Below are 20,639 nucleotides of genomic sequence, written 5' to 3'. Positions count from 1 at the left end.
ACTACTATAGCCAGTTCGCCCCGGCAATTCAATACATATGCGGTACAACGCCCCCTTTAGGCAAAAAAAGGAGCCGTTGCTGCAGCGGCTCCTTCTCTCCCGTCAAGGCCTGATGTGGCCTACAAAGGTTGACTTAATGCGAGGTATTTAACTTTGCCATCCATAAAATATACATGAAACCGGAAATAATCCCCGACTTTATAGCTCCAGCGGCTCTCCAGCTTCAGCGCCTTCGTCCCTAGCTTCTTCGTAACGTCATCCGTGCTGATCCCCGTCTTCACGCCGGCCGCGCACTGGTGATCCGGCCGGGTAAAAACGATCATCCGATTCAACTCCAACACCCCGTCCTTAAATAAACGGGCTTCTTTCACCTGGCCAGTGCCGTCGTCATAGAAAGGCTTGGCCCAAACGATCTCCTCAGGCGGAGACTCGGCCAATCGCTGCTCCCAGCCGTCGAAGTCGAGCCCATCGACCTGCGCGGCCTCCCCGTCCAGCGGAGCGGCAGGAGCCGCATCCGGATCAACCGAGGTTTCCTTCTCTTGCTCAACCCTTGCTTGCTCCAGCAGTGCGTCCAACGAAGCCAACTCCTCCCGCTCGCGGAACAGCCCTTGCATCAACAGCAGCACCCGGTCGTCAGCGTAGTAATATTTCCCTTGATACTCAAAAGCATTGCTGGTTAAATCATAGGTCAGCTCATAGTGCGTGTCCGCCAGCTTAAACTGCAGAACAATCGGCTTCCGGGAAGCCGCCGGCATCGGATCCGCAAGCGCACTCTTCATATCTGTATAACGCAGCGATTCCAACAAGACGAATTGCCGTTCCGCAGGAATACGGGCGTTCTTGCCGTTTCCCCCGGCAGTAATCGCGAGGACCTCCTCTTCCTTAAAGGGAAGATGGTCCAACAAATACGGCGAATCAGCGGCAATGTCGTTGTTCGCAACGTCTGAAGCTTCTCCTGTAACCGCCGTCGGAGCTTGCACCGGCGTTTCCGTTGAACCGCCGGAAGGTGCATCAGGGCGACCGTAAAAGAGCCAGCCCGCCACCATAACCACAATAATCATCGTCAGGCCCGCAAGCATGCTTCGGGCCGGGTTATTCCTTCTGATAAGAATCCCGCCTTGTCCCATGTGAAAGTAGTGATATAAATCATACTATCACACTTTAAACAGGCCATTTATAGTCCGAACGACGTATTTTACTTTACAAGGTCTTCAACGAATTTAGGAAGCACAAATGCGGCCTTGTGGAGGCGCGGCGTATAATATTTGGTGTCCAGCTCGGGGATCTTCGTCTCGTCCACCTGCAATGGATCATAAACCTTGCTGCCCATCGTGAACGTCCACAGCCCGCTTGGGTATGTCGGAATGTTGGCGCCGTATACGCGAACGATCGGGAAGATCTCTTTGACGTCTTTGTTCACCTTTTGGATCAAATCCGCTTTGAACCAAGGGTTATCGGTCTGGGCTACGAAGATGCCATCGTCTTTTAACGCTTCATAGATGCCTTGATAAAATCCACGCTCGAACAAAGGCGCCGCCGGCCCCACCGGTTCGGTAGAATCGACCATGATGACGTCGTATTGATTTTTGCTTTCAATAATATGCATGTAGCCGTCAGCGACCTGTACGTCCACCCGCGGATTGTCCAGCCCCCCGGCAATTTCCGGCAAATATTTCTTGGAATATTCAATGACCTTGCCGTCAATCTCGACCAACACGGCCTGCTCCACTTCAGGATGCTTGATCACCTCGCGAATGACCCCGCCGTCCCCGCCGCCAACGACGAGCACCCGCTTCGGATTCGGATGGGTGAACAACGCCGGATGCGCCATCATTTCGTGATATACGAATTCATCCTTGATGGTTGTCATAACCATGCCGTCCAAGACGAGCATCCGGCCAAATTCCTCCGTATCTAACATCGCCAAGTCCTGATACTCCGTTTTTTCCGTAACCAGCGTTTCGCGTATTTTTGCCGTGATCCCAAAAACCGGGGTTTGCTTCTCCGTAAACCATAATTCCATGCTATCAACCTTCTTTCCTATGATCATGATTCGCGATTGTCAGCTCAAACATCATTTCCTATATTGTACCAAACGAAAAAATAATAACACATCTCTCGAAATAACAGCGCAGGCACGGCTTCTGGCGTGAATGATCTCTCCCAAACTTTCCCATACTAAACTTTAGACGTTCGCAGCACGGATTTGCTATAGGATCGGAAAGGAGAGTCCCCTCGTGCAGAAACTCGTTCGCAGTGATCGACATCATCATAAACGTAAACCTCGCCGTCCGTGGCTTCTGCTGTTCAAGCTGATGGTCGGCACGGGTTTACTTGGCCTATGCGCTGTCGGCATCCTGCTCCTCTACTTGTCCCAAGCCGAGCTGCCCCTCGCCGGATCGGACCGGAACTCGCAGCTAATCAACAGCCGGGGAGAGACGATCGCGGTGTTTTCCGATGGCGGGAAGAACCGGGAAAGCGTGGATCTGCAAGACATCTCACCTTGGCTGATCAAAGCGACGCTAGCGACCGAAGACCGGCAGTTTTACAACCATTTTGGCTTTGATTTGAAAGGGATGGCCCGGGCAGCCCTGGTGAATCTCAAGGAAATGGGCACTGTCCAAGGAGCGAGCACCTTAACCCAGCAACTGGCGCGGAATTTGTATCTATCGCATGAACGGACCTGGTCACGGAAAATCAAGGAAGCGATGTACACCGCTCAGTTGGAGATGAAATACTCCAAAGACGACATTTTGCGCATGTACCTCAACGAAATTTATTACGGACACGGCGCGTATGGAATTGAAGCCGCGGCCCAGATGTATTTCGGAAAACCAGCTAAGGATCTGAGCCTGGCCGAAAGCGCGATGTTAGCCGGGGTCCCGAAAGGCCCCACCTATTATTCGCCGTTTAATCATATGAAGAACGCCAAGGATCGCCAGCGTACCGTGCTGTCGGCGATGGTCGCCACGGGTGGGATCACACAGCAGGAAGCCGATGAGGCTTATGAAGCCATCCTGAACTTCCAATCGCCGAAGCAGCCAAGTCCCACCGATAAAGCTCCTTATTTCCGCGATTATATTCGCAATGTGGTGGTCGGCGAGCTTGGCTTCGACGAGACGCTGCTTGAGCATGGCGGGCTGAACATCTACACGACGCTGGATCCGGATGCCCAGCAGGCAGCGGAAGCGGCGGTGGCTTCGGAGCTGGCAAACTCGCCGGATCTGGAGGCCGCTCTCATCTCCATCGATCCACGCAACGGCTACATCAAAGCGATGGTTGGCGGCGTCAATTACAAGAAAAGTCAATACAACCATGTCTTCGCCACAACGCGGCAGCCCGGCTCCAGCTTTAAGCCCATTATGTATCTCACAGCACTCTCTTCGAGAAAAATGACCAGTGCCAGCAAATTTAGCAGTCAACCGACACTGTTCCATTATGACGACAACCGCAAAACGTACAGTCCGAAAAACTTCGGCGACAAATATCTGGGCGAAATCGATATGCGGCAAGCGATTGCAGCTTCAGACAATATCTATGCGGTCAATACGATTTTGACGGTGGGGGCCGAGCAGGTCATCGAAATGGGGCGGAAAATGGGCATCACCAGCCCGCTGCAAGCCGTCCCTTCTCTTGCACTGGGCACGTCGCCGGTCAGCCCGTTCGAAATGGCCACGGCGTTTGCGGTGATCAGCAACCAGGGCCGCAGCGTCAAACCGGTGGCGGTGCTGAAGATTACCGATGCCAGCGGGCGCGTGTTATACGAGGCCAAACCGGCCAAAAGCGAGCAGGTCGTGGAGGCTTCCGCCGCCTACGTGCTGACGCGTTTGATGGAGAGCGTGTTTGAAACCGGAGGTACGGGCAACCGCGTCTCCAACGAAATCAAACGGCCGGTCGCCGGCAAAACCGGGACGACCAGCACGGACGCCTGGCTCGTCGGCTTTACGCCGGAGCTGTCGACGGCCGTTTGGGTCGGCTATGACAAGGGCAAGACGCTTGGCACCACGGAGTCGCGCAAAGCCGCGCCGATCTTCGCCAAATACACGGAGAAAGCGTTGGAAAAAGTACCTCCGAAGATCTTCCCAATCCCTGACGGGGTGGTCAGCGTATACATCGATCCGGAAACGGGTCTGCTCGCCACGAAGGATTGCCCGGACAAGAAGCTGGAAGTGTTCATTGAGGGAACGGAGCCAACGGAGTACTGCACTGCGCACGGGGAAGGCGAAGCCGAGCCGGTGCCGCCTCCAGCCGAGGAGCAGAAGAAAGAAAGTCACTCCTGGTGGGAAGATCTGAAGCGCTGGTGGATGGATTAGCGCGGCAGGAGTTGGACAACGCATGAAAAAGTTTTTACGATATAAGGAAGCAATCCATAGTTAAAAAATGTTCAAGGAGACTTCCTTATCGATGGACCCTATCTTGAAACTAATCAAACCGGGGGCGCCGTTGCCCCCGGCTTTTTATCGATTGACGGCCCTTGAGGCCGCCCCCCGTCTGCTCGGACAGACGCTTGTCCGCCGTACGGAAGAAGGCGACATTCGCTGCCGCATTGTGGAGACGGAAAGCTACGGCGGCATTCATGACAAAGGCAGTCATGCCTACGGAGGACGACGTACAGCGCGGACGGACATCATGTTTGGCCCCGGCGGAACGGCCTACGTCTATCTGATTTACGGCATGTATAACTGCCTGAACGTCGTAACTGGCACGGAGGGTGACCCGCAAGCCGTGCTGATCCGTGCCGTCGAGCCCTTGTCCCCGGCAGATGAAGCGGCGATGCGCCGCTATCGCGGTACGGCCGCCCGCAAGCCGGCGGACCTATCGGGCGGTCCCGGCAAGCTGTGCCGCGCGCTGGACATCAGCAAAGCGCTGAACGGCTTGCCGCTCGATCAGCCCGGCGGACCGCTTTGGCTCGAAGGCGGGTCGATGTCGGAGGGATCGGGAGCCGGTGAGGCGATCGTCCAGGCGCCACGCATCGGCATCGCGTATGCGGAGGAGTATGCGGCGAAGCCGTGGCGGTTTTATTTTCACGGCAACCCCTATGTGTCGGTCATCGACAAGCAGGCCGAGGTTTGGTCAGGAGACGCTATCGCTACCGACACCTAGGTCGTCCGTCCGATCCTTTTTGACCATTATCCCGTTGCATCAGGAAGAGACGAAGCTGTTTGGCTGCTTGTTTGCGATGCCCGGATGTTCGCTTCGATGAAGTCAGCGATCGCCTTAATATAGTCCGCCTCACTCACGATGCAGCCCTCCTCACTTTGGGATCGATTGATATAGGTCCGCACTCGTTCCTATTTTAAAGTCCGCTCACTCCGCTCAATTACAAGGTCTCTTTAGAAGGTCCCCTCAGAAGGTTACCTTCTGAGCTCTCCTTCCCCGATCCCCTTCTGAACAAAAGGGATAATCCCGTAAAGAGGCGCGAAAAGAACCATATAGGGGCAGAAAAGCCCCTTAACTCGTTGCCGTAACATTCAAAAGAATCTTTGAATATTCTATAAGATCGCTTATACTTAAACTATATCATTCAAACGTTGATTTGAATAAAGGAGGTCGACGATCCATGGCCGATTCGGTAGAGAGCGCAGATGTGTGCGAGCAGACCTGCACCGAAACCACCCGCATGAACGGGCTCCGGGATAGTCTGGAGGAGCGGGACGTGAACGGAATGGTCCAGATTTTTAAGGCATTATCCGATCCGAACCGGGTGAAGATCGCTTATTATTTGCAGCACCAGGAGCTATGCGTCTGCGATATCGCCGATTTACTCGACGTCTCCGTGGCGACGGCTTCCCATCACCTGCGCCAGCTGAAGGCACTCCATATCGCCAAATCGCGCAAAGAAGGCAAGAACGTCTACTATTCGTTAAGCGACCATCATATTCAGACGCTGGTGGCCATGACGCTGGAGCATCAGAAGGAGCGGATGAACGAATGAATCCGACTGTGGAAAAAAATCAAACGCCCGGTGAGAACCGTCGCATAGAGTATCGTGTTCAAGGGTTGTCCTGCGCGAATTGTGCCAGGGAGATGCAGGAGGAAATCCAGCGCCTGGATCACGGGAAGGATGCCTCTCTTCTATATAATAGCGGGCGCCTGCTCATCGATCCCGCTGTGGATTTGAAGCAGGTGGAGCGGATTTTGAAAAGGGACGGAGCAACCTTAGTCTTACCGGGTCCCAGCTCCGCTGACGGAACGGCGGCTGCGGCTGCCTCGGAAGCAGTCTCCCAGAAGGCCACAGAACCTGGAAACAACAGTGAACCGCAAGAACATGAAAGCCGCCTGGGACTATGGCTGCTGGTGATTTCCGCCGTGATCTACGGGGGGACGTTTGTGCTCGACATGCCAAATGCCGTACAGATTGCATGTTACCTGGCTGCCATTGTTCTCAGCGGGTACACCACGTTCCTGCGCGGTTTGCGTAACCTGCTCCGATTGAAATTCAACATGGATACGCTCATGACCGTAGCCTTAACCGGTGCGGTGATCATCGGGGAATGGAAAGAGGCGACGCTGGTCGCGATATTGTTTGGTCTGAACGAGCTGCTGGAGGGCTATGGCATGAGCCGCGCCCGCCGCTCGCTGTCAGCGCTGCTGGATGCCGCTCCAAAGGAAGCGATCGTGGTTCAGGATGGACGGGAATCGATCGTCCCGATCGCGCGGCTGAAAGCAAACGATATCGTTCTCGTCCGAGCCGGGGAAAAGATCCCTTCGGACGGTACGGTCCTGGAAGGGACGAGCGCCGTCAACGAAGCAGCCATTACCGGCGAATCGATTCCGGTCACGAAACAGCCCGGAATGCCGGTATTCGGCGGCAGCATCAATTCCGAAGGTCTGCTTCAAGTCCGGATCGATAAACCATACGAAGACTCATCCCTGGCCAAAATCATGCATCTTGTGCAGGAGGCGCAGGATAAGAAGACGCCAACCGAACTGTTTATTGATCGGTTCGCCAAGTGGTATACGCCGGCCATCATGATTCTGGCGGCGCTTGTGGTGCTGGCTCCGCCGCTGCTGTTCGGGCAGCCGTGGATGAAATGGATCTATGAAGGCTTAGCCATCCTGATCGTTGGCTGCCCTTGCGCCCTTGTGCTATCCTCGCCGATCGCGTTGGTCAGCGGGATGACCCGATGTGCGCGGCTCGGCGTGCTCGTCAAGGGCGGCGTGCATCTGGAGCAGCTCGGGAAGTTGGACGCGATCGCGTTCGATAAGACCGGCACCCTGACGAAGGGGCAACCGGAGGTGCAGCGCGAGATCACGTATGTGCCGCAGCGGTTTTACTCGGTAGCCGCCGCTCTGGAGCGCGGCTCCCTGCACCCGCTGGCCGCTGCGGTGGTGCGCTACGTTGCCGCCCGCGCCGGCGGCAACAGTGACGATCGCGGCGACGTGGCCTGCCGCTGCGAAACATCGAGCAGCGGGCAATGCAGCAACGCTCACGGAGCTCGCGCCGATGGCGCCCAGCGCGGCAACGGCTGGGCGCAGCCCGCCGGGCTCGTGACCTTGCCCGGCGTTGGCGTGAGCGCCGAGGTCGATGGCGTTCGCTGCTTCGTCGGCAGCGAAGCGCTGCTCGCGCAGCTCTCCCTCGGCGGCGAGGAGCGGGCGCGCGTTACCGAAGACCTCGCGCGCCTGAAGGCGGAGGGCCTCACCGTGGTGCTCGCCGCGGAATCCACGCGCGTGTTGGGCCTGTTCGGCCTCGCTGATGAACTCCGTCCGGAAGCCCCGGACGTCGTCCGCGCCTTGCACCGCGCCGGAGTCGCCCGCACCGTCATGCTGACGGGCGACCACGCCGCAGCAGCCCAAGCGATCGCTGACCGCAGCGGTGTCAGCGAATGGCATGCCGGCCTGCTGCCGGAGCAGAAGGTCGCGCACATCCAGGCGCTGGCCGGCCGCGGGACGGTAGCGATGGTCGGCGACGGGATCAACGACGCTCCGGCCTTGGCCGCAGCCGACCTCGGGATCGCCATGGGCCAAGGCACGGACAGCGCCGTAGAGACCGCCGACATCGTGCTGATGCAGGATCATCTTGGCCATCTCCCCCGCGCCATCCGCATCGCCCGGCGGGCCGGCCGGATCGTCACCTGGAATATCGGCCTCTCCCTTGCGCTTAAGCTGATGGCCCTGCTGCTGACGATCCCCGGCTGGCTCACGCTGTGGGTGGCCGTCATGTCCGATATGGGGGCGACCATCCTCGTGACGCTGTTTGGACTGACGATTTTACTGGGCAAGGACCCGCAAACAGCGGATTCGCCGAAGGTTCAGGTCATCCCCTATCGCTAGCATCCATTTGCAAATCAAAGCGCCCCTCCGGGATCCAACCGGATAGGGGCGCTTCTCTTTTGCCTCGTCTATTCAGTTTACGCGTCCAATGCCGCCTTCAGCTCTTCCGGCGAGCGGTCCCACCATTCCGCGTTGGTCTCGATCAGCAGCTGCTTCAACCCGGCCTTCTGCTCTTTGCTCAACCCGTCCAAAATCACTCTGCGTTTTAACGCATAATCCATTTTGTTGACATGGTCAGCAAGAATTTTCCAGCCTCGGCGCGCTTCAGTATCAATCAACATCTCGCAAGCCGTCATTCCACCGTAGAACTGGCCTTCCGGCCCGCGGTCTACCGCAACCCAAACGATCCAGACCTGGCGGCCATTCGGAACGTCCTCACGGTTGGTCGAAAATTTGATGCCTTTCTCCACCTTGCTTTTGGCGTGCATGGCTCCGATGTCAATGTACACCTCATCGCCGTCGATGATGACCGGGGACATGCTGTTCAAATCGATGGAACCCGCGCCAAAGCCTTTATGTTTGCTCTTCTCATCATTACTGATAATGTTGAGGGCAAAAATCTTTTTACCCGATTTCGGTGTCTGATCCATAATTCCCTCCATATTCCTGCGTGCCTGCCGCCTCCGTTCCCATTAAACAAAAGCGGCTTATATAGTTATCCTTACATTTCAATCCAAGTTCAAAAAATGGCTTTTTAACTACCTCTCAATTTTAACTAATAATCTTCCAAATGCAAACATATACATGCTGTAGATGCTTGTCAACGGGAGGTATCCATTGTATGACCCGACGTACTATTGTCTACGGCATTTCCATCCTTGCCTTGTGCCTCACCCTCGGAGCCGCCTGGGTGACCCTGCGGGGAGGGGGGGATTCGCTGGCTTCGTTCGTACCGGCCAAGGCGGGGCCTAAAGCGGTCCAAAAAACCGGACAAACCCCTGCACCGCCGCAAACTGAAACCATTCAGCAACCGACCGCCGAAGTGCTCAGCAATCGGGTCGCCGAATACCACATCGACGTCACGCTGAACGAGCAGGAAGGTACGTTAACCGGCTCGGAGACGCTGACCTGGACCCATCCCGGCAAGAAAACGATCAACGAGGTGTACTTGCACTTATATCCTAACGCGTTTGCTTCCGAGGATACGACTTTTATGAAGGAATCGGGCGGAAAACTGCGGAACGACGTCATGCCCAAAGACGGCTGGGGATCCATGGAGATCACCGAGCTGAAAACGACCGACGGCATCTCCTTGCTGCATCGGATTCAGTACGTTCAGCCTGACGACGGCAATACGAAGGATAAAACTTTAGCCAAGGTGCGGCTGCCCGTGCCGGTCCAGGGCGGCGAAAGCCTGACGCTGCGGATGAAATTTACCGTCAAGCTGCCGAAGATTTTTGCCCGCATGGGCGTGGCCGACGATTTCGTCATGGCAGGGCAATGGTTTCCTAAGATTAGCGTGTACGAGCCGGTGGGTACCCGGGGGCGGACGTCCGAAGGCTGGAACCTCCATCAGTATCACGGGAACTCGGAATTTTACTCCGACTTTGGGATTTATAGCGTAAAGATCAACGTGCCCGAAACGTACACCGTGGCAGCCACCGGTTTTCAGACCAAAAAGGCGGTCTTGAAGGACGGACGGAAAACCTTGCAATTCTACGCCGACGACGTCCACGATTTCGCTTGGGCGGCTTCGCCGAACTTCATCTATGTAGAAGAGCCGTTCTCCTCTGCCGAAGTTCCCGGCGTGCGGATCAAGCTGTATCTCGATCCTGCACATAAGGATCTGAAGGAACGTTACTTCTATGCCGCCAAGGTAGCTCTGGCGAACTACAGTAAGTGGTATGGACGATACCCGTATTCCACGCTGTCCGTTGTGGTTCCACCGGCGAACGCAAACGGTGCGGGAGGTATGGAATATCCAACCTTGGTCACCGCGTTTGGAGCCGTCAGCGATTCCCCCGGATACGACGATCTGGAGCGCACGGTCATCCATGAAATCGCCCATCAGTTCTTCTACGGGATGATCGCCAACAATGAATTCGAGGAAGCTTGGCTGGATGAAGCTTTTGCCTCTTATGCAGAGGATAAGCTCATGGAGCAGGAGTTCGGAATCACCCCGAATTTGCCGATCCAGTCCGCCATGATTACCTCGCCGGCTTCCTTGACCCAGAACGCCTGGAAATACGGCTCCGGGGACGGTTATGCCAAGAATGCGTACTACCGAGGCAAGTTAATCCTGTTTGATATCGAGCGGCAGGTCGGCAGCAAGACGATGAAGCGGATTCTGAGCACGTACAGCCAGCAGTACCGGTTTAAGCACCCAACGACCGCCGACTTCCAACGGGTGGTTGAGCAAGTGACCAGCCGCAGCTGGAAAGAGTATTTTCAGCAATACGTCTATGACGGGAAAATGGCGGATTTTGCAGTGGAAAAAATTCAGATCACTCCGATCAGCCAAGAAGGCGGCCGGATTTACGAGTCGAACGTAGTCTTTACCCGCAAAGGGGCAACCCACCCGAAGGTTCCGCTGCTGTTTACCTTCACCGATGGTCACACCGTACGCAAGCAATGGAACGGGGAAGATACTCGCCTCGAGATCAAGATGCAATATAAAGCACCGCTGGCATGGGTTCAGATCGATCCGGATTACACCTTAACGGTGGAGAACCTTCACATCAACAACTATCTGAAAGCGGAAGTCCCTGAAACCACGCTGTCCCGCTCCAATATGAGCGTCACCAAGCTGCTTGAAGCGATCCTTGGGGGACTTCTGTGGTAAACCTAGGTCCATACTTCTATAAGGAGGGAAAGAAATGAGTTTCGTTCGTTTGGGGTGGACTGCCCTGAAAAGCCAATTTCCCTCGGTCATCATCTTGTTCCTGTACCAGCTGCTGTGGGGATTGTTCTTGTACAGGTTGGTCGATACCGCGGTAATGGCGCTGCTGCAACGATATCCTGACCCGCCGCCCACTGCGCTGTCGAAACTACTGTTCTTGCTTGAGGGACAAATGAATTTATGGAGCAATCCCGAGGTTCGGCTGTATTGCTGGCTGCTGGCAGGGATGGTCGTCCTGCGCATGATCTTGACTCCGTTGATCCAAGCCGGAATCTTCTACGGCTTCACACCGGCCGATCACCGCAGCCCGGGGTTCCCCCTGTTCCGAGGGATGAAGGAATTTGGCAAACCGGTGATTCTGTTTTACGCGATGGAGCTCGTGCTTACCTTGCTGCCCGCCTTCTGGATTGTACCGAGGCTGCTGTCGCTCTGGCCTGGACTCACCGGTATGGAAATCCCGATGGCAACCTGGCTCACCGGGCTTGGGCTGATTCTTGGCTGGTTCATCTACGGCTGGTTCATCCGGCAGTGCCTGTTATTTGTCCAGTTCGGCTACCTGTTTAAGGCCGGGGTTTGGAATTCCCTGCTGGTTTGCTTCCGAACCCTCTTGCAGGGCATCTCCATCTCGTTGATTCTCGGGGCTTTTGGCCTGATCCTCTTCCTTCTGTTCGGAACCGCATCTTGGGTTTGGACGGGGATGCTGGCCCTGATCCTGCAGCAGGCTTATCCCCTCTTCCGCTGCACGTTTAAGGTCTGGAAGATCGCCTCTCAATTTCATCTTTGGCAGTCAAAGGCACAAAAAAGTTAAAATTTTTTAACTCCTCAAAAACCCCGTAACAACAAGGCCTTCGCCGTTTGGCGAAGGCCTTCAGTCCTATTTCCCCTCTTAATCTTGTGAATTAGGCATTGCCAAAAGATACCTGACTTTGTTACAATAACAGCAACGCAATTTCAGTAACAGTTTTGTAATTATTTTTGTCATCTTTGGCAGGAGATTGGTGCCGGATGTCAAATAAGAAATGTCAGGTGTGAAAAACAAAGCCGAATTCCCTTCACCAGGGAAACGGGGGAACCACTTTGGGTGAATTGATCTCGCTTTAGAGGGATCATAGGGAACCTTCAACCGAATCCTTAAGCTAACCTCGTAGGCATTGGAAGGAGCATAACTTCTTGAAGAAGCGTTTGACGGTAGCAGCAGTAAGTTTTGCCATGCTTTTCACCATTGGAACTGGCAGCGTTTTCGCCGATTCCAAACTGGACAGCGTCATCGGCGGCGCGCTCGGAAGCAGCTATGTTGCGGGCGGAACCACAACCGACGGGTTCGACTGTTCTGGATTTACGATGTACGTCTTCTCGAAGATCGGCATCAAGCTGCCTCACCAATCCGCATCCCAATACAAAATGGGAACTGCGGTTGACAAGAGCGAATTGATCGAGGGCGATTTGGTCTTCTTTAATACTTCCGGTAAAGGCGTTTCTCATGTCGGCATCTACGTCGGCGACGGCAAATTTGCTCATGCCTCCTCCTCCAAAGGTGTAGTCATCAGCAAATTAAGCGAGAAGTATTACGTCGAGCGTTACGTTGGAGCGAAACGGATCATGAGCAACGACAAGTATGAAGATGTGACCGGTGAAATTGCTGAACACGATGATGTTCAATAAGAACTCGCTACGAAGCCCGTGGGGATGTTGATAACAACGTCTCTGCGGGTTTTTTCCTTGTCTTCCCTTCTCCTTCTCCCTAGCCCCAGTCCCTTAGGAACCATTACCCACGAATCGCCTCGCGAAAACAGGCCAATAGAAGCGTTTTTTTCGACAAACTTGTCAACTCTGGACGGCTTTGGTAAAATGAACAACGTAAATGGTAACAACTTTGTAATTATTGTTGTAACTGTTTCTGTGCAAGATCTTGGGTGCAATCTACAATGAAACTGCCGAATTCCCACGCACCCGGGAAGCGGGGGACCCACCATAGGGTGAATTGATTTTCGCTATAAAGGTAACAACTCCCAAACTAATAACTACCATTTCAATCAAGGTTACTTACCTCTATAGCAAATCATAGGGAACCTTCAACCGAATCCATAAGCTAACCTCGTAGGCCTTGGAAGGAGTAAGACATCTTGAGAAAGACTTTGACAGCAGCGGTAACGAGTTTAGCCCTCCTATTTACCTTGGGGGCAGGTAGCGCCTTTGCCGACTCCGCAAAAGCCGAGACAACGACGCTATCCAGTATCGTCGATTCCGTGTACGGGACGCCTTATAAATTCGGAGGCACCACGACAGCGGGATTTGATTGCTCCGGATTTACCCGGTACGTCTTCAGCAAGATGGGCATCAAGCTGGCGCGTGTGTCCGCCGCCCAGTATAAGCAAGGCACACCGGTACCCAAGAGCGAGCTTCAAGCTGGGGATCTCGTCTTCTTCAAGACGACGGGGACGGGCAAAGTATCCCATGTCGGTGTTTACATCGGCAACGGTGAATTCGCTCACGCGTCCTCATCCAAGGGCATCCGGATCGACAAGTTAAGCAATAGTTATTACCAGAACCGCTACGTTGGCGCGAAGCGAGTTCTCAGTAAATACGGTTATTCCGTCTACGCTGCGGAATCGTAATCCATTGATCTATCGGTTTCATCCTGTTCATCATCACTAATTCACCGCTGGGCCGGGTTCTCATTGGAACCGCCTTGCGGTCTTTTTTTATCTGTACTCTTATCTATATAACGAAACAACTGGGAAAAAGGTTGCCGCAAAGCCAAAAATCCCGCGCAAATCTCACAAATTCCCGAAGGGGGGGCAAAAACCTTTACAAGCTGCGTATTTCCGGCTATTGTGAGGATAATGGAACAATTACGACGGACTTTCCTTTAACAAAGGAGGGGCAATATGGACCAATCGATGTCTCCGTTTCGTATCGTGCCGATGGAAGAAGCCCATGGCGCGGAAATTTGCACCTGGCGTTACGATTCTCCTTACGACATCTACAGCTGGCTGCCTTGGGAGCAAATGAAAGCGCTTGACGTGGAGTTTGGGAACCCGGCGATCCGCGCCGAACAGTATGTCTCCGTGTTGAATGAAAAGGGCGAGCTTGCCGGCTTCGCACAGTACTTCCCGATGGAAGGAGTCACCCGGCTTGGCATCGGCATGAAGCCCGAGCTATGCGGCCATGGGCTGGGCAAGCAGTTTGTGAGGACCATCGTGGAGGAAGCCCGGCGCCGTAAGCCGGAAAACCAGATTGACCTTGAAGTGCTGACCTGGAACACCCGGGCGATCCGGGCCTACCAGAAGGCTGGGTTTGTCATCACGGATCTGTACGAGAAGATGACGCCTGGCGGGGTGTCCAAACCGTTTTATTGCATGGTTCATAAGGGGCTGCCTGAATAAAGGCACGCCCCTTTTTATGTCCTGTTTTGATTAAGACTATGACTTATGGTACACAATTTAATGAAAACGGATCATTTTTGTTCCTAATTTGGACACAAAGACTATGATCAACCCGCGTGTTCCGTTATAATGGATAGGTAGCATACATAGGAGGGGCGATTGAAATGCAAAAGTGGATCATGAGCGGTTTGTTCGTCATCGCAGGCGCTTTAGCCCTTGTATTGATGTTCACCTTGCCAAGCCGGGAAGAGGCTGCGCAAGAAGCCAAGCCGCAAATGCCTGAAATCACCATGAACGCAGAACAAGCCGAAGCCATCGTCAAAGCAAATTGCATCTCCTGCCACGGTGATACATTGCAAGGCGGAGCGGGCCCAAATCTGCAGAAGATCGGCTCGGAATTGACGGCAGAACAACTGTATTCCATCATCACTAAAGGGAAGGGCGGCATGATGCCTTCTTTTAAGGATCGCTTAAAGGAAGAGGAAATTGCGAACGTCGCCATGTGGCTTGCGGAGAAAAAATAAAAGCACGAAAAAGCACGACCGCCGGGAATTTACGTTCCCGGCGGTCGTTTTGTTACCCCTATAGTTTCGATCATGCTCTGATTTGGTTAATCCCCTGACCGCATCTTTTCGTAGACCTCGTTATATTGTTGCGCCTCCTTGATGTCAACGGCTGTAATGCCGCCTTCCTCCCAAGAGGTCAAACGGAGCGTTACCGTTTTATAGTCGATTGTGATAAAGGGATGGTGGTTAAATGCTTCCGAGATCGCTGCTACCTCATCAACAAATGCGATTCCCTTCATAAAGTTGGAAAACGTATATTTACGAAAAATCCATCGTCCTTCCTCTAGTTCCCATCCTTCCAGTTTTTCCAAATGCGCTTCTACTTCTTGCGGTGTAAACGGCATTATTCTTCCTCCCGTTCTCTTCAAGAACTCCTGTATATGTAAGTTTCCTCGTCACGCACCAGGATCTGAAGTTTGATTTGTCCTAGCTTCGTCTCCAACTATTGTATTCTCAAACCCCTGCCTTCATGCTTATCGCCATTGGATGGTACAGCGGCAGCAACAGTATCCGGTCATATCAAGGATACGGAGGTCAATTCGGAATCCCCAATCAGGATATTGATGCGATGTCCTTCGGGATCATAGATCACGATCGCACTGCCCACCTCGATCATCGGCTCCGAACCCAACCCAAAGAATAAATCCTCCGCCAGAGCTTCAAGCACCTCGCCGCGATCGGTATCCGATAACACTTCCCATTCGGAAGACTCCATTTCGAAGAAAAGATAACTATCTTGAATCCGGCCAACCGCGTTCGTCAAATCAGCCAAAATAAATTCATAATCTCTGCCGTGCTTCACGCCCACTGCGATATCCTCCCTTTCGACCTTCTGCATTTCAGGCCGCATTCTTATTATACCGGAAAAAACACCTTAAAAAAAAAGGGAAATCTGTCGATAAAATAGATAATCGTTTCAAACGGTGCAGGCGTGCCCCTTTCCGCAAGGATGCGGGAAGGGTAGGTAAGGTTCAATTTCTCTCAAGGACGAGGTGTACAATGGAATTTTCAACAATTATTGGTTTGATTCTCGGATTGATTGCCCTGATTTTAGGTATGTTCCTGAAAGGCGCACCCGTAGAAAGCTTGGTCCAGAACCCTGCGGCCTTTGTCATCATCTTTGTCGGAACGGCGGCAACGTTGTTTATGGGCTTCCCGCTGTCGGAGTTGAAGAAGTTTCCGACTTTGATTAAATTGACGATCGTCAAACCTAAAATGATCAGCAAAGCGGAATTGATCACCCTGTTTACGGAATGGGCGACAATTACCCGCCGCGAGGGCTTGCTGGCGCTGGAGGCGAAGGTTGAAGAGATCAATGATGATTTCCTGCGCGGCGGCATGCGGATGATCATCGACGGTAACGATCAAGAGTTCGTGCAGGACGTCCTGACAGAGGATATCGCAGCCACCGAAGAGCGTCACAAAGCCGGTGCATTGATGTTCTCGCAGGCAGGGATGTATGCCCCGACGCTCGGGGTACTTGGCGCCGTTGTAGGTCTGATTGCCGCCCTGTCCGACATGAGCGATATGGAAATTCTGGCTCATGCGATTTCGGGCGCATTTATCGCGACGGTATTCGGTATTTTCACCGGTTATGTGCTGTGGCACCCGATCGCCAATAAACTGAAACGTCTCTCGAAGAAAGAGATGGAGATCCGATTGATGATGGTGGAAGGCCTGCTGTCCATTCAATCGGGTGTGTCTACGATTGCGATTCAACAGAAGCTTGCCGTGTTCTTAACCCCTGCGGAACGTGCGGAAATCTTTGAAAAGGGGGCCGTTGATGGTGAGCAAAAAGAATAAAAAACACCAAGATCACGAAGAACATGCCGACGAGAGCTGGCTGCTCCCTTATTCTGACCTGATGACGCTGATGCTGGCGCTGTTTATCGTCCTCTATGGGATGAGCACAGTGGATGCGATGAAGTTCCAAGAGATGAGCGAAGCCTTTAAGAGCGTACTGACCGGCGGCACCAGTGTCCTGGATCAGAACGCCATGATCAGCAATAACAAGACTTCGCTAAGCGAAATCGAGACGCCAAAATCCACCCAGGATAGTCTGATGACCAAGAAGAACGAGCTGAAGCGTCAAGAACAGCAGAACCTGGAGGCGCTGAAGAAGCAGCTGGACACCTATATCAAGGAAAATGGATTAACGGATGACCTGGAAACGAAACTCAATCAATCCCAGCTGATGATCACGATTAGCGACAAGGCGCTTTTCGCTTCAGGAGAAGCCGTGGTGAAACCGGAAGCTCGTCAGTTAGCTAAGGCGATCTCCAACATGCTTCAGCAATTTCCGGATTATGAGGTTATCGTATCCGGCCATACCGACAACGTACCGATCTCAACCTATGAATTCCCGTCCAACTGGGATTTAAGCTCGGTGCGGGCGTTGAATTTTATGAAGATACTCCTGCTTAACACGAACTTGGATCCGAAGAAGTTTAGTGCCATCGGATATGGGGAATATCACCCTGTTGCCAGCAACGATACGGCTGCGGGCCGCGCACAGAACCGCCGGGTCGAAGTCTCGATCATCCGCAAGTACGTGGATAGCACCGAGCAGCTTGGCGTAACGGCTGCCCACGAATAAAGAAATAAGGACAGGCGCCTTTCGAGGCAAGCCTGTCCTTTATTTTTCGTAGACCGTGTCACGTTAGGAAAGCTCGTAATTCAGGGCCAAGCCCAACTCCCGCTTCTCTTGTTCGGTTAAGTCGCGCCAGGTGCCCACTTTCTGTTGGCCGAGATGGATGTTCATAATCCGAATGCGCTGCAGCCTGCGCACCTCATACCCGAGAGCGCTGCACATTCGGCGAATTTGCCGATTCTTCCCCTCGGTCAGAATAATTCGGAACACCCGATCCGAAACCCGCGTCACCTTGCACGGCAACGTCATTTCCCCGAGAATTTTAACGCCTTCGCTCATCGCCTTCACAAAGCTAGGTGTAATCGGCCGATCCACGGTCACGATATATTCCTTCTCATGCTTGCCTTCCGCCCGCAGAATTTTGTTGACGATATCACCATCGCTGGTGAGCAGGATTAATCCCTCCGAGTCCTTATCCAGTCGTCCAATCGGAAAAATCCGCTCCGGATGCCCAACGAAATCCACAATATTGCCTTTCACATGCGTTTCCGTTGTACAGGTGATCCCCACCGGCTTATTTAAAGCGATATACACGTGCTTAGAGCGCTTCGCCGCAATCGGTCTCCCATTGACCCGGACATCGTCTCCAGGCTCCGCCTGGCTGCCTAGAACCGCCTTGACGCCGTTAATGGTCACTTGGCCTGACTCGACCAGCTTGTCCGCCTCCCGCCGGGAGCAGAATCCCGTTTCACTGATGAATTTATTAATCCTCATGATGCTGTCTTTGGTCCCTCCGCATGGCCTAGCAGTTCGCTTTAATTCGCGAGATCCGCTTGCCCTTCGTGATGTTCTTCCTCCTCCTGTACAAGCGGGAGGGTAATGGTTACAGCCGTTCCTTTTCCAAGCTCGCTTTCGATCTTCAGCGTCCCGCGGTGTCCTTCAATGATCCGCTGGCTGATCATCAGACCGAGACCGGTCCCTTTCTCCTTGTTCGTGTAAAAAGGCTCTCCCAGCTTCTGAAGCCGGTCCTTGGAAATCCCCTCGCCTTCATCGATGACGCGGAGCACGGCAAAGCCACTGTCGTCCTCCTCCACTTGAAGCAGGATCTTCCCTCCTTTGGGCATGGCCTCCATTGCATTTTTCAATAAGTTGATGAATACCTGCTTCAGTTGGTTCTCTTCACAGTGTACCAGAACCGGGCTCGGCGAGAAATGCACTTCAAATTCAATATTATGTAAATGGGCTTCGCTATCCAACAAAGAGACGACGTCCCCCATCGTGAAGCGGACGTCCTTGATCTGAAACTGCACTGCCTGAGGCTTGGCTAAAATCAGAAATTCGCTGACGATGAGATTAATCCGGTCCAGCTCCGCCAGCATGACATCGGTATGCATCACGTTCACCACCCGGGTGCGCTGCTGCATTTGCAGAAACCCGCGGAGCGTCGTCAACGGATTGCGAATTTCATGCGCAACCCCGGCGGCGAGCTGACCCACGGTGGTCAGCTTCTCTGACCGACGCAGCAAGTCTTCCATTTTATTGTGCTCCGTCATATCGCGGGAAATGCTGATCAATGCGGTAATTTTGCCCGCTTGGTCAAAGATAGGCGATACGCTGATGCTCACCTCGACTTGGCTGCCGTCCTTGCGTAATCGGACGGTCTCCGCCAATACCGATTCGGCGGTTTCAATCACTTCATTCTCCGGACGCCAAATGGTCCTCCCATCTAACTCGGACTCCGGGAGAAAATCGAGATACTTCCCGACAATTTCTTCGCTGCTCCAGCCGTACAGCCTTTCGAAGGCGGCATTGACTTGCAGCACCCGCCCTTTGACATCCGTGATATGGATCGCATCAGCCGTCTGGCTTATAATCGATTCAAGATACTCCTTCATGGACCGGTTCTCTTCGCTCTTTTGCCTCAGCTCGGTCGTATAACGGCCCAAGTTGTCTGCCATGATGTTGATTTTGTGGGCGAGGAGTCCAAGCTCGTCAAAGCTGCTGACTTTTAAGCGAGTATCAAGCCGGCCTGAAGACAGCACATTCACCTGGTCTAAAATATGGCGAATTGGTCGGATGAGCCCGCCAGCCATCCAATAGCTCCCCGCCACCATCAATGCCAACAGACTGAGGGAAACGATGAGCTGACTGATCATCTGCTTGTTGATCGCATCGGCAATCGGGGAATAACTAGACACGACACGAATGACGTAAGGCTTCTCCCCGCTATTCGTAACGGGAACATAGCACTCCAGAACGCGTTCGCCGTTAATCCGAGTATCCACCAGCAGGCTGCGATTTTGCGAAATGGCCTCCGCAACGGAGCGTCTCAGCCCTTCATCATTTTTATAGTTATAGGTCCCGAACAGCCGATGGTTGGCATCAAAATGATTCGGGTCAATCCCTGTAATCTCCAGCAAGCTGCGATTCGTACTCATCGATTTTTGCGAAATACGATCCGGGCTGGTCATGATCAGGATCGCATCGGTCATGTCGCTGCTCATTCTTCCGCCCAACGTAAGCTTGACATAAGTGTACAACGAACGACTTTGTTCGACAGCAATAGCAATTTGATTCGCAGTCAGCATCATGTTCGCTTCGCTGTCCCTGCGCAGATTGTCCCGTACCGTAAAATAACTTAAAACGATATTCAGAGAGAGGATAATCAGCGCAAAACAAGATATAATCAAAGCGAGCTTGGTTTTTATAGTCAAGTGTTTATCCCACCTCTGGAACTAATTTATGGATATTTATGGGATTCACAATTTCTACATACATCATACCTTTTACGACATGTTTTGCAAAGACGTTGAATTTCCCAGATCGTATCCTTACAATATGTAGAAATGCCTACAAAGCCAGTTCTTGAGTCTTATCTATGAGACGTGATGTTCTGTTGAGTTATCCACAAATTATCAACATACTCACAATATTCTGGATAATATGTGTATAAAAATGGGGATATTCTTGCAGTTATACACAAT

19 protein-coding genes and 2 riboswitches are annotated in these 20,639 nt (G+C 53.1%); of the genes, 12 read left to right on the top strand and 7 right to left on the bottom strand.

Annotated elements, in window-relative coordinates:
• Positions 1-119: 119 nt before the first annotated feature.
• Together ACL02P_RS18620 and speE are read right to left on the bottom strand one after the other, a co-directional pair.
• Positions 120-1,061 (bottom strand): hypothetical protein, encoded by a 942-nt coding sequence (locus ACL02P_RS18620; RefSeq protein ID WP_412837843.1) that lies wholly within the window; start codon positions 1,059-1,061, stop codon positions 120-122.
• A 134-nt stretch (positions 1,062-1,195) separates the two neighbouring features.
• Complete coding sequence (speE, locus tag ACL02P_RS18615) at positions 1,196-2,023, bottom strand: polyamine aminopropyltransferase (RefSeq protein WP_412837842.1); 828 nt, start codon at positions 2,021-2,023, stop codon at positions 1,196-1,198.
• 214 nt (positions 2,024-2,237) lie between these two features.
• Between speE and ACL02P_RS18610 the strand changes: the two genes are divergently transcribed.
• The 4 genes from ACL02P_RS18610 to ACL02P_RS18595 all read left to right on the top strand — a co-directional run bounded on the left by ACL02P_RS18610 (position 2,238) and on the right by ACL02P_RS18595 (position 8,274).
• On the top strand, positions 2,238-4,313 hold the full coding sequence (locus tag ACL02P_RS18610) for a transglycosylase domain-containing protein (protein WP_412837841.1): 2,076 nt from the start codon (positions 2,238-2,240) through the stop codon (positions 4,311-4,313).
• A gap of 91 nt (positions 4,314-4,404) precedes the next feature.
• On the top strand, positions 4,405-5,103 hold the full coding sequence (locus ACL02P_RS18605) for a DNA-3-methyladenine glycosylase (protein WP_009226811.1): 699 nt from the start codon (positions 4,405-4,407) through the stop codon (positions 5,101-5,103).
• 457 nt (positions 5,104-5,560) lie between these two features.
• The gene (locus ACL02P_RS18600; protein ID WP_260071157.1) at positions 5,561-5,935 is read left to right on the top strand and encodes an ArsR/SmtB family transcription factor; all 375 of its coding nucleotides are present in this window, start codon (positions 5,561-5,563) and stop codon (positions 5,933-5,935) included.
• A complete protein-coding gene (locus tag ACL02P_RS18595) occupies positions 5,932-8,274 on the top strand; it encodes a heavy metal translocating P-type ATPase (RefSeq protein ID WP_412838263.1) in 2,343 nt (780 codons plus the stop codon). Before ACL02P_RS18600 ends, ACL02P_RS18595 begins: the two co-directional genes overlap by 4 nt.
• 77 nt (positions 8,275-8,351) lie before the next feature.
• On the opposite strand, the gene ACL02P_RS18590 is transcribed toward ACL02P_RS18595, so the two are convergent.
• Positions 8,352-8,864: a YwhD family protein gene (locus tag ACL02P_RS18590; protein ID WP_009226807.1), complete on the bottom strand. Its 513-nt coding sequence runs from the start codon at positions 8,862-8,864 to the stop codon at positions 8,352-8,354.
• 191 nt (positions 8,865-9,055) lie between these two features.
• Between ACL02P_RS18590 and ACL02P_RS18585 the strand changes: the two genes are divergently transcribed.
• The 6 genes from ACL02P_RS18585 to ACL02P_RS18560 all read left to right on the top strand — a co-directional run bounded on the left by ACL02P_RS18585 (position 9,056) and on the right by ACL02P_RS18560 (position 15,023).
• On the top strand, positions 9,056-11,056 hold the full coding sequence (locus ACL02P_RS18585) for a M1 family metallopeptidase (RefSeq protein WP_260071159.1): 2,001 nt from the start codon (positions 9,056-9,058) through the stop codon (positions 11,054-11,056).
• Between the two features lie 34 nt (positions 11,057-11,090).
• Positions 11,091-11,921, top strand: a complete 831-nt coding sequence (locus ACL02P_RS18580; protein WP_009226805.1) for a hypothetical protein — start codon at positions 11,091-11,093, stop codon at positions 11,919-11,921.
• Positions 11,922-12,142: 221 nt separating this feature from the next.
• Positions 12,143-12,279, top strand: a riboswitch (cyclic di-AMP (ydaO/yuaA leader).
• Between the two features lie 4 nt (positions 12,280-12,283).
• Complete coding sequence (locus tag ACL02P_RS18575) at positions 12,284-12,775, top strand: C40 family peptidase (RefSeq protein ID WP_009226804.1); 492 nt, start codon at positions 12,284-12,286, stop codon at positions 12,773-12,775.
• Between the two features lie 260 nt (positions 12,776-13,035).
• A riboswitch (cyclic di-AMP (ydaO/yuaA leader) is annotated at positions 13,036-13,232 on the top strand.
• A gap of 4 nt (positions 13,233-13,236) precedes the next feature.
• The gene (locus ACL02P_RS18570) at positions 13,237-13,728 is read left to right on the top strand and encodes a C40 family peptidase (protein WP_009226803.1); all 492 of its coding nucleotides are present in this window, start codon (positions 13,237-13,239) and stop codon (positions 13,726-13,728) included.
• 273 nt (positions 13,729-14,001) lie between these two features.
• Entirely contained in the window at positions 14,002-14,499 is a 498-nt protein-coding gene (locus ACL02P_RS18565) for a GNAT family N-acetyltransferase (protein WP_412837840.1), read from the top strand.
• Between the two features lie 164 nt (positions 14,500-14,663).
• Complete coding sequence (locus ACL02P_RS18560) at positions 14,664-15,023, top strand: c-type cytochrome (RefSeq protein WP_412837839.1); 360 nt, start codon at positions 14,664-14,666, stop codon at positions 15,021-15,023.
• 86 nt (positions 15,024-15,109) lie between these two features.
• Here the strand turns inward: ACL02P_RS18560 and ACL02P_RS18555 are convergent, their stop codons facing one another.
• Together ACL02P_RS18555 and ACL02P_RS18550 are read right to left on the bottom strand one after the other, a co-directional pair.
• Positions 15,110-15,409 carry a 4a-hydroxytetrahydrobiopterin dehydratase gene (locus tag ACL02P_RS18555; RefSeq protein WP_009226800.1) on the bottom strand — a complete coding sequence of 100 codons (300 nt, stop codon included), beginning with the start codon at positions 15,407-15,409 and terminating at the stop codon, positions 15,110-15,112.
• 170 nt (positions 15,410-15,579) lie between these two features.
• Positions 15,580-15,873, bottom strand: coding sequence for a hypothetical protein (locus ACL02P_RS18550; protein WP_009226799.1), 294 nt, complete (start codon positions 15,871-15,873; stop codon positions 15,580-15,582).
• A 191-nt stretch (positions 15,874-16,064) separates the two neighbouring features.
• Between ACL02P_RS18550 and motA the strand changes: the two genes are divergently transcribed.
• Both motA and motB read left to right on the top strand, forming a co-directional pair.
• Positions 16,065-16,868 (top strand): flagellar motor stator protein MotA, encoded by an 804-nt coding sequence (motA, locus tag ACL02P_RS18545; protein WP_009226798.1) that lies wholly within the window; start codon positions 16,065-16,067, stop codon positions 16,866-16,868.
• On the top strand, positions 16,849-17,661 hold the full coding sequence (motB, locus tag ACL02P_RS18540) for a flagellar motor protein MotB (RefSeq protein WP_412837838.1): 813 nt from the start codon (positions 16,849-16,851) through the stop codon (positions 17,659-17,661). Before motA ends, motB begins: the two co-directional genes overlap by 20 nt.
• Before the next feature lie 63 nt (positions 17,662-17,724).
• Here the strand turns inward: motB and rluF are convergent, their stop codons facing one another.
• Both rluF and ACL02P_RS18530 read right to left on the bottom strand, forming a co-directional pair.
• Positions 17,725-18,429: a 23S rRNA pseudouridine(2604) synthase RluF gene (rluF, locus tag ACL02P_RS18535; protein WP_009226796.1), complete on the bottom strand. Its 705-nt coding sequence runs from the start codon at positions 18,427-18,429 to the stop codon at positions 17,725-17,727.
• Between the two features lie 41 nt (positions 18,430-18,470).
• Entirely contained in the window at positions 18,471-20,369 is a 1,899-nt protein-coding gene (locus ACL02P_RS18530) for an ATP-binding protein (RefSeq protein WP_412837837.1), read from the bottom strand.
• Positions 20,370-20,639: the final 270 nt, after the last annotated feature.

The organism is Paenibacillus sp. MB22_1 (assembly GCF_047200555.1).
In the GTDB taxonomy this organism is placed as follows: domain Bacteria; phylum Bacillota; class Bacilli; order Paenibacillales; family Paenibacillaceae; genus Fontibacillus; species Fontibacillus phoenicis.
Note: the sequence above shows the minus strand (reverse complement) of the source record. Positions and strands in the feature narration are given on the sequence as shown.